Below are 8864 nucleotides of genomic sequence, written 5' to 3' on the forward strand. Positions count from 1 at the left end.
ATGATCCATTCTGACATCATCGCACAGTGCAACGAAATGGCCGCAGCAAGGATGCACGCTGACTACGACGCGTTGGGCGCGCATCTGGATCGACGCGGTATCGACATCGAACAGATCAAGGCAAAGGTAGCCACATACGGTTTGGCAGTCCCAAGCTGGGGCGTCGGCACCGGGGGCACGCGGTTTGCACGGTTCCCCGGCACGGGCGAGCCTCGGGACATCTTTGATAAACTGTCAGATTGCGGATTGATCCATCAACTCACCCGCGCAACTCCTTCCGTATCGCTCCACATTCCATGGGATGCGCAGCCTGCCGCCGATCTGAACAGCAAGGCCGAGGAAGTTGGGCTGGTCTTTGACGCGATGAACTCCAACACCTTTCAGGACCAGCCGGAACAGACGCACAGCTATAAATTCGGCTCGCTCGCGCACACCGACGCCGCGACCCGGCAGCAAGCCGTTGACCACAACATCGCCTGTATTGAGTTGGGTCAGCAGATTGGATCAAAAGCGCTAACCATCTGGGTCGGCGATGGGTCGAACTTTCCCGGCCAGACCAATTTCACCCGCCAGTTCGAACGCTATCTCGACGCGGCCAAACAGGTCTATCAGGCTCTGCCCGACGACTGGACGCTGCTCACGGAACACAAGATGTACGAACCTGCGTTCTATTCGACGGTGGTGCAGGACTGGGGTACCAGCCTATTGATCGCGCAGCAGATGGGCGACAAAGCCAAATGCCTCGTTGATCTTGGCCACCATGCGCCAAATGTGAACATCGAAATGATCGTCGCGCGCCTGACCCAGTTTGGCAAACTCGGGGGGTTCCACTTTAACGACAGCAAATATGGGGACGACGATCTAGACACCGGCAGCATTGATCCCTACCGCCTGTTCCTTGTCTTCAACGAACTGGTCGAGGCCGAAACCAACCCCGATTTCAACCCGATGCACATGCTGGATCAAAGCCACAACGTCACCGATCCGATTGAAAGTCTGATGGTGTCGGCAACAGAAGTTCAGCGTGCCTATGCACAGGCGCTTCTTGTCGACCGTCCCAAACTTGCCGGGTATCAAGAGGACAACGATGCGCTGATGGCGACAACCATGCTCAAAGACGGTTTCCGCACCGATGTTGAGCCAATTCTGGCAATGGCGCGCCTTGAAGCCGGAGGCGCAATTGACCCCGTCGCCACCTACCGCGCATCCGGTTACCGCACAAAAGTTGCCTCAGAACGCCCGGCCGTCGGTGGCGCAGGGGGCGGCATCGTCTAGGATCCGGGCCTGCGCAAAACCATACAGGTGCCGCCAATGCCCCAAGAGTCCCAAAGCATATTCTAGCCCACAGAAATCGGCGTATGCGACCTTAGCGATATCCATTCCATTTCCCTCCCTGACTCCACCTGCTAAGGTTCCCAAGAAAGCAGGAGCAACCTTGAGTGAAATTGATTGTAGGCCTTGGAAATCCGGGCGCGAAATATGCCCGTAACCGCCATAATATCGGGTTCATGGCGGTGGACCGGATTGCGGCGGATCATGGGTTCGGGCCGTGGAAGGGCAAACATCAGGGCAGCATCAGCGAGGGCCGTTTTGGGTCGGACCGGGCCGTGCTGCTGAAGCCCGAGACATTCATGAACAACTCTGGCCAATCGGTGCAGGCCGCGATGCGCTTTTACAAGGTCGAACCCGGCGACGTGATCGTGTTACACGATGAAATTGATCTGGCCCCCGGTAAGGTCAAGTGCAAGGTCGGCGGCGGTCACGCGGGCCACAACGGCTTGCGGTCCATCCATGCCCATATCGGGCCGGACTATGCCCGCGTGCGGCTCGGCGTTGGCCATCCCGGTCACAAGGACGCGGTGCCGGGATATGTGCTGCGTGATTTTCGCAAGGCCGATGAGGCATGGCTTGATGATGTGCTGCGCGGCGTCAGCGATGGTGCACCCTATCTCGTGGCGGGCGATCTGGCAAAATTCATGAATGCGGTTGGCCTGCGGATCTCACCGCCACGCCCCAGCACCGGGACAAAACCCCCGCCTGCGAAACCGGCCCCGCCAGAGCCCGCGCAAGACACCCGCAACGCGGTGCAAAAATTGATGGATCGCTTCAAATGACCCTACAAGACGCGTTTATGGCGCAGGCGGAGGCCTGCATACGCTTGGACTCGCCCTTTATGGGGCAATTGCTTGGGATATTGGCACAGGACTGGCCCGCTGAAAGCGCGTTGGGCCAGAAATTTGCAGCCTTCACCGGCGATATCGGCCCCAGTGGCCATTCCTTGCCGTTGCGCATCGCGGGCGGGCTGCATGCGCTGGTACTGAACAATGCGTCGGCAGACCTCAAAGCCGTCTATCCCCCCGCCCAGACCACCGACAAGGCCTTGCGCAGCGCGGTGCTGGACGCGCTCAAAACCCACGAAGCGTTCTTGATTTCATGGTGCGACAGCCCGCCCCAAACCAACGAGGTGCGCCGCTCTGCTGCATTGATCGCAGGGGCACGCGTGGCGGTGCAGCATTTCAATTTGCCGGTCTGCCTCAGTGAACTGGGTGCCAGCGGCGGGCTGAACATGATGTGGGACCATTATGCGATTGAACTTGAGGGGCGGCGCATTGGCTCGCCAATGCCAGCGGTCATTCTCACCCCCAAATGGCAAGGTCCCCTGCCGCCCGACGTGCCAGCGCTCATTGCCCAGCGCGCCGGTGTTGACTTGAACCCGCTTGATCCAAAGCGTGCGGATCATCTGTTGCGGCTCACCGCGTATCTGTGGGCGGATCAGCCTGATCGGTTGGCCATGACCCGGTCTGCCGCCTCAGTCGTGGACGCGCCAATCGCAAAGGCCGATGCAATTGACTGGTTGACCCCCCGTCTTCACAGTACCCCCCAAGGACAGTTGCACCTGATCCAACATACCGTTGCATGGCAGTATTTCCCCAAAGAGGTACAGGCGCGCGGACGGGCTGTGATCGAGGCCGCAGGCGCAAGCGCCACCCCAAATCGCCCCCTTGCGTGGCTCTCGATGGAAAGTGACGGCGACACGACGGGCAAGCTGGGTGCGGCGCTGACCTTGCGCCTCTGGCCTGGCGACCTGCGCATTGATTTGGGGCGTGCGGATTTCCACGGACGCTGGATCAACTGGAACTACGCGGTCTGACCGGACCTGCATCTTTCTCGCCTGCGATCTTGCCTGCGATCTTGCTCTGGCACCTTGTCAGGGCATGTGATTGGATGGCACCGAGAGAACAGGCATAATCAGCAGGGCAGAACCATGCGTACATTCGGAAAATGGCTTGGCCGCATCTTGCTGGCTTTGGTTGTGGCCATCGTGGTTGTCGGCCTATGGAAGCGCGAACAGATCACCCGCCTGCTGGCCGTGAATTCGCTATTTTCGGAAGAAAAGATCGTCCAGAACTTCAGCCATATGGACGCGGCTTTCCTATCGGTACCCGTGCCACGCGGGGATGGCCCGACAAGTGAGCTGTTCTATGGTCCTGAAACCAACCTGCCAGCGGCTGTTGATGCATGGATCAAGGACCGCACGGTGACCGCACTGCTGGTGCTCAAAGACGGTCAGATCGTCTATGAAAACTACTTTCACGGCACCAGTGCCGACGACCGCAGGATCGGCTGGTCGATGGCAAAAAGCTATCTTTCCGCACTGGTCGGCATCTTGATGGCAGAAGGCAAAATCGCCTCGCTTGATGACCCGGTCACGAAATATGCGCCCATGCTCGCGGGCGGTGCCTATGACGGGGCAAGCCTGCGCAATGTCCTGCAGATGGCCAGTGGTGTCGTTTTTGATGAGGATTACCTCGACTTCAATTCTGACATCAACCGCATGGGGCGGGTGCTGGCACTGGGGGGGAAAATGGATGATTTCACCGCAGCGCTTAAGGCGCGTTTCGCCGAGCCGGGCCAACAATGGCAATACGTTTCCATCGATACCCATGTCGTCGGCATGGTGGTGCGCGGTGCCACCGGGCGCGGCATCAGCGACCTGCTGAGCGAAAAGGTGATAAAACCCCTGGGTCTTGAGACCGCGCCATATTACCTGACCGATGGCGTCGGCACCGCCTTTGTACTGGGCGGCCTGAATATGACGACGCGCGACTACGCCCGTTTTGGCCAGATGTTCGCGCAGGGCGGCGTCTGGCAGGGCAAACGGATCGTGCCGGCGGATTGGGTGGCAGCATCCACCAGGCCCAGCGCGCCTACGGCCCCGGATCAAACCGGATACGGCCTGCAATGGTGGATCCCAAGTGGCGCAGAGCCCGGCGTGTTTATGGCGCGCGGCATTTATGGGCAGTACATTTACATCGACACCACCCGCAATGTCGTGATCGCCACCAACGCCGCCGACCGCCAGTTCCGCGATACTGGCGTGTCCCAGCAGAACGAGGATATCTTTCGCCTCATTGCATCCAACCTGTGAGAACCCCATGACACCTGATCCAAGCCTGAATGTTCTGAACAAACCCTTGGCACTTTGCGGTACGGACCCTGTCACCGGGTTCTTTCGCGACGGCCATTGCAACACCTGCACTCAGGATCAGGGCAGCCATACTGTCTGTGCTGTGATGACGGCAGAATTCCTTGCCTATTCGAAATATGTCGGCAACGACCTGAGCACCCCGCGCCCTGAATTTGGCTTTGTGGGTCTCAATCCCGGCGATCCCTGGTGCCTGTGCGCCAGCCGGTTTCTGCAGGCCGCAGACGAAGGGTGCGGCCCCCAAGTCCATCTGGCCGCGACTCATTTGCGCGCGCTTGATGTGATCCCACTTGAGGTTTTGCGTGCCCATGCAACTGACGCTGATCCCGCTGCATAAAGAGCCGAGACATGTTGAGTAACGGCACGCCCATTTTTCAGTTCTCCAGACCTTTTGGCATCCCGGTTCAGGTCGGTGGCTCCATCATCTCGCTGGCCCTCATCTTTGTCTCTTTCAGTGGTGGCAGCACGGGACTTATGTGCGACCTGACTTTTGTGGGACTGCTTATCGGGTCGATATTCCTGCATGCGCTTGGTCCCGCATGGGGCCGCCCTTGAGCGCGCATGCTCCTGCAAATGCTGCGGCTCAATGGATAGGAATTGCGCATGCTCCCAAGAATAATCTTCGCCCTATTCGCTGTCCTTGGCACCGCAGCTACAGCCCAGACAACGCTGCGCCCCGAAGACGCTGCGCGGCTTGACTATTTTGCCACAGCCGCTGGCGGCGCGATTTTGCAGGCTCTTTCAAGTGGCGCGCCGGCTGATGTCAGCGCTCTGACCCAAGCCCTTTCTGGCACGCCCCAAATCGCTTTTGACGAAACACTCAACGGTGACTGGAGCTGCCGCACGATGAAGCTTGGGGGGCTATCGCCACTGGTGATCTATAGCCCTTTCAAATGTCGGTTTGGCATCGAGAACGATGGTTTTACCTTTGAAAAACTCACCGGATCGCAACGCACAAAAGGCAAGGTCACCTTTCGGGATGGCCGCGCTGTGTATGTGGGCGTCGGCTTTGTGGCCGGGGTGACCCCGCCCGCATATGCAGATCTGCCGCCCGATTTCACGTCGGACGGCAGCGTGCAAACCGACGTGGCCATTCTTGAACGGATCAGCCCCACACGCGCGCGGCTGATGTTTCCCTCACCCGCGATGGAAAGCGATTTCGATATCCTCGAACTGACCCGCTAAACCTGGGCTTCAGGCAAACGCGCCCATCTCAAAGCCAAGCGCCTTTGCCACGGTAAAGATGTCTTTGTCGCCACGCCCGCACATGTTCATGCAGATGATATGGTCCTTTGGCAAATCGGGGGCAATCTTCATCACATGCGCCAACGCATGGGACGGTTCCAGCGCGGGGATGATTCCCTCCAACTCACAGGACAGCTGAAATGCCTCCAGCGCCTCTACATCGGTGATCGACACATATTTGGCCCGGCCAATTTCGTGCAACCACGCATGCTCTGGCCCGATACCGGGATAATCGAGACCGGCTGAGATCGAGAACCCCTCAAGGATTTGCCCGTCATCGTCCTGCAGCAGATAGGTCCGGTTGCCGTGCAGCACGCCGGGTCGCCCGCCTGTCAAAGAGGCACAATGCTCCATCTTGGCATTCACGCCCTTGCCGCCCGCCTCAACACCGATGATGTTCACCTCTTTGTCGTCCAGAAACGGAAAGAACAGCCCCATCGCATTGGACCCGCCGCCAATCGCGGCAATCAAGGTATCGGGGAAACGCCCCTCGGCTTCGGTCATCTGTTCGCGCACTTCCTTGCCAATGATGCTTTGGAAATCGCGCACCATTGCCGGATAGGGATGTGGACCTGCGACCGTACCGATGCAGTAAAACGTATCACGCACATTGGTGACCCAGTCACGCAGCGCATCGTTCATCGCGTCCTTGAGGGTACCGCGTCCGGATGTGACCGGCACAACCTCGGCCCCCAGCAACCGCATGCGGAACACGTTCGGTGCCTGCCGCTCCACATCATGCGCGCCCATATAGACGACGCATTTCAAACCAAACTTGGCACAGACCGTGGCCGTTGCCACCCCATGCTGGCCCGCGCCGGTTTCCGCAATGATCCGCTTTTTGCCCATGCGCTGCGCCAGAATGATCTGACCCAGCACATTGTTGATCTTGTGCGCACCGGTGTGGTTCAATTCGTCACGCTTCATATAGACCTTCGCCCCGCCCAGGTGATCGGTCAGACGTTCGGCGAAATAAAGCGGGCTGGGTCGACCCACATAATGGGTCCAAAGATGGTTCATCTCGGCCCAGAAACTATCGTCGGTCTTGGCCTTTTCGTATTCCTGCTCAAGCTCAAGGATCAGCGGCATCAGCGTCTCAGAGACAAACCGCCCGCCGAAATCGCCAAAACGACCATTTTCATCGGGACCATTCATGAAAGTGTTAAAAAGATCGTTGGCCATTGGGCACGCTCCTGTCACGGGTTCCTGCCTCGTTTACCCCAGCATCACAGCCTGCGAAAGCCAAGAATTTTGCGAAAGGCTCGCGCCCAATCGCCCAGAGGTGCTGTCAGTCAAATATCTTGAGCAACTCGCGCTTGAGCTTGTCCTCAAGCTGGTCTTTGACTGCATCCTCAACCGATTGCCCGTCCTGCTGTATGGTGCCCAGTTCGTCTTGCAGTTTCTCTTGCAACTTTTGTTTGACCCGTTCTTCGGCCTCTTTTTTTTCAGCGTTGAAATTCAGGTCAATGGCCGCTTTCAAATCCGGTCTGATCGTCGGATCCGCCCACGGCCCAGATATCCGCACCGGCACCGCCAGCCCGCGAGCGCCGTTCACGCGCAAAGCCTTGGGCACGACCGTATAATCCAAAGTCTGCGCGCCAATATTGATCTGACCCGCACCCGTGGCATTAAAGTTGGGCAGCAACATCAGCAGGTCATCATTGCGCAGGACACCTGCCTCAATCACGAAATTCGCATCCAGAGAATCAAATACCGTGGTGCCGCCTTCGACATCGAATGATCCAAGCAGCTTATCAAGGTCGATCCCTTCAATCGCGCCACGCCCCACCTTGATCGCGCCATTCCCCCTGAGCGAGCGCATGATCGCATCCACAGTGCCGCCGACGCCCAGGAACGAAACCTCGGCATCACCTTTGCCGCTGAACCGGGTCAGATCGGCTGTATCTCTCAGCAGGGCCTGCATCTCGACGTCCAATGCTTTCAAGGTGCCACCGACGGACAATCCATTGCGGTTGTTCATCACAAATTCGCCGGCAAATTTGCCGCCATAGGCCGCCACATCCCGCAGTTCGAACACCATCCGCGACCGGTCATTGGTCAGCAAACTGCGGGTGGCTCCCAGCTTGAGCGCGCCCAGATCAATGCTGTCGGCCTGCAATGCTATCGCACCGTTGAAGCTGGCAAGACCTCCGGCATCAATCGGTGCTTTTGACCAGCCGTCGATGCTGCCGCTGCTTCCGTCGGCACTGCTGCCGCCTGCGCTGGATTGCGCATTGCTGTCCCCGCTCAGCGACGTCAGATCAAGGGTGCCTGCGCTCAGCGTTGCATTGACTTGCGGCACGCCATTGAGGGTCACATCCGCCGCGCCGCGCAGGGTATTGCCGCCCAGATCCGCGACAAGTTCGCGCAGCGCCAGCCGCCTGTCAGGCGTCAGCGTCACCTGCGCCTTGACATCCGCCTTGCGGCCCAAATTCGCGGGCAAAGTCACATCGCCCAATCCCAGCTCGCCCAGAAACGCGCCGGTGTCGCTGGTTTTCAACCACATATCGCCCGCCACAGCCCCGTTAAGCGATCCCCGCCCGGTCAGCGTGACGCCGCCGCCCTTTGCACTCAGCCGGGCACGGATCGGCTGCACTGCGCCTGTCAGGAAACTGGCAAAGCCATCTATTGTCGCCTCAACCGTCACCTTGTCGCGCGCCGGACGCAACGACGCGACGATATCCGCAGGGCCGGTGCTTTCGGGCCAATCCAGGGACAGATCGACCCCTTGATAGGACACCAGATCAGCGCCTTCGGCGTCATAGATCAAAGTCGCATCAGTGATTTTCAGCTGTTGAATTGTGACGGCCTTGGCCTTGCGGGCGGGCGATGTCTCGGTCTCAATCTGCGCCTCACCCGTGCCATCTGTAAACTGCCATGAGGCACGACCGTCGCGGCGCTGCTCCAGCCGGATTGTCGGGCTTTGCGCTTCAATATTGGTGATCTTGATCTCGCCCCCCAGCAAAGACCAGGCATCCACCCCAATCGACGCATTCGAGGTGCTGAGCATCGCTCCGTCTTTGGCCCAATCGGCGTTGCCAACTTCCAATTGCCCGGCGGTCACGCCCAACACAGGCCAGAACGTCATCGACACATCGCCACTGATCGACACCTCGCGCCCGGTCACCTTGCG

Annotated in this window: 9 protein-coding genes; 7 read left to right on the top strand and 2 right to left on the bottom strand. The window is 59.0% G+C overall.

Going from position 1 to position 8864, the window contains the following annotated elements; translation table 11 throughout:
• From rhaI to ACEWL3_RS09200, 7 genes are all read left to right on the top strand, one after another.
• Window positions 1-1275: an L-rhamnose catabolism isomerase gene (gene rhaI, locus ACEWL3_RS09170; RefSeq protein ID WP_386180886.1), complete on the top strand. Its 1275-nt coding sequence runs from the start codon at window positions 1-3 to the stop codon at window positions 1273-1275.
• A 164-nt stretch (window positions 1276-1439) separates the two neighbouring features.
• On the top strand, window positions 1440-2114 hold the full coding sequence (pth, locus tag ACEWL3_RS09175; protein ID WP_386180882.1) for an aminoacyl-tRNA hydrolase: 675 nt from the start codon (window positions 1440-1442) through the stop codon (window positions 2112-2114).
• Window positions 2111-3151 carry a DUF2332 domain-containing protein gene (locus tag ACEWL3_RS09180; protein ID WP_386180879.1) on the top strand — a complete coding sequence of 347 codons (1041 nt, stop codon included), beginning with the start codon at window positions 2111-2113 and terminating at the stop codon, window positions 3149-3151. Before pth ends, ACEWL3_RS09180 begins: the two co-directional genes overlap by 4 nt.
• 114 nt (window positions 3152-3265) lie before the next feature.
• On the top strand, window positions 3266-4429 hold the full coding sequence (locus tag ACEWL3_RS09185) for a serine hydrolase domain-containing protein (RefSeq protein ID WP_386180876.1): 1164 nt from the start codon (window positions 3266-3268) through the stop codon (window positions 4427-4429).
• A gap of 7 nt (window positions 4430-4436) precedes the next feature.
• A complete protein-coding gene (locus tag ACEWL3_RS09190; protein ID WP_386180873.1) occupies window positions 4437-4823 on the top strand; it encodes a DUF2237 family protein in 387 nt (128 codons plus the stop codon).
• Window positions 4824-4834: 11 nt separating this feature from the next.
• Window positions 4835-5041, top strand: coding sequence for a hypothetical protein (locus tag ACEWL3_RS09195; protein ID WP_386180870.1), 207 nt, complete (start codon window positions 4835-4837; stop codon window positions 5039-5041).
• Between the two features lie 48 nt (window positions 5042-5089).
• On the top strand, window positions 5090-5671 hold the full coding sequence (locus ACEWL3_RS09200) for a DUF4893 domain-containing protein (RefSeq protein ID WP_386180867.1): 582 nt from the start codon (window positions 5090-5092) through the stop codon (window positions 5669-5671).
• A 9-nt stretch (window positions 5672-5680) separates the two neighbouring features.
• Here ACEWL3_RS09200 and trpB read toward each other — a convergent pair whose 3' ends face one another.
• Both trpB and ACEWL3_RS09210 read right to left on the bottom strand, forming a co-directional pair.
• Entirely contained in the window at window positions 5681-6913 is a 1233-nt protein-coding gene (gene trpB, locus ACEWL3_RS09205; RefSeq protein ID WP_386180864.1) for a tryptophan synthase subunit beta, read from the bottom strand.
• Window positions 6914-7019: 106 nt separating this feature from the next.
• Window positions 7020-8864 (bottom strand): AsmA family protein (locus tag ACEWL3_RS09210; protein WP_435000775.1); only part of this gene is annotated, 1845 nt, incomplete at its 5' end.

The sequence above is a fragment of the Sulfitobacter sediminivivens genome (assembly GCF_042611115.2).
GTDB classification, from domain to species: Bacteria; Pseudomonadota; Alphaproteobacteria; order Rhodobacterales; family Rhodobacteraceae; genus Sulfitobacter; species Sulfitobacter sediminivivens.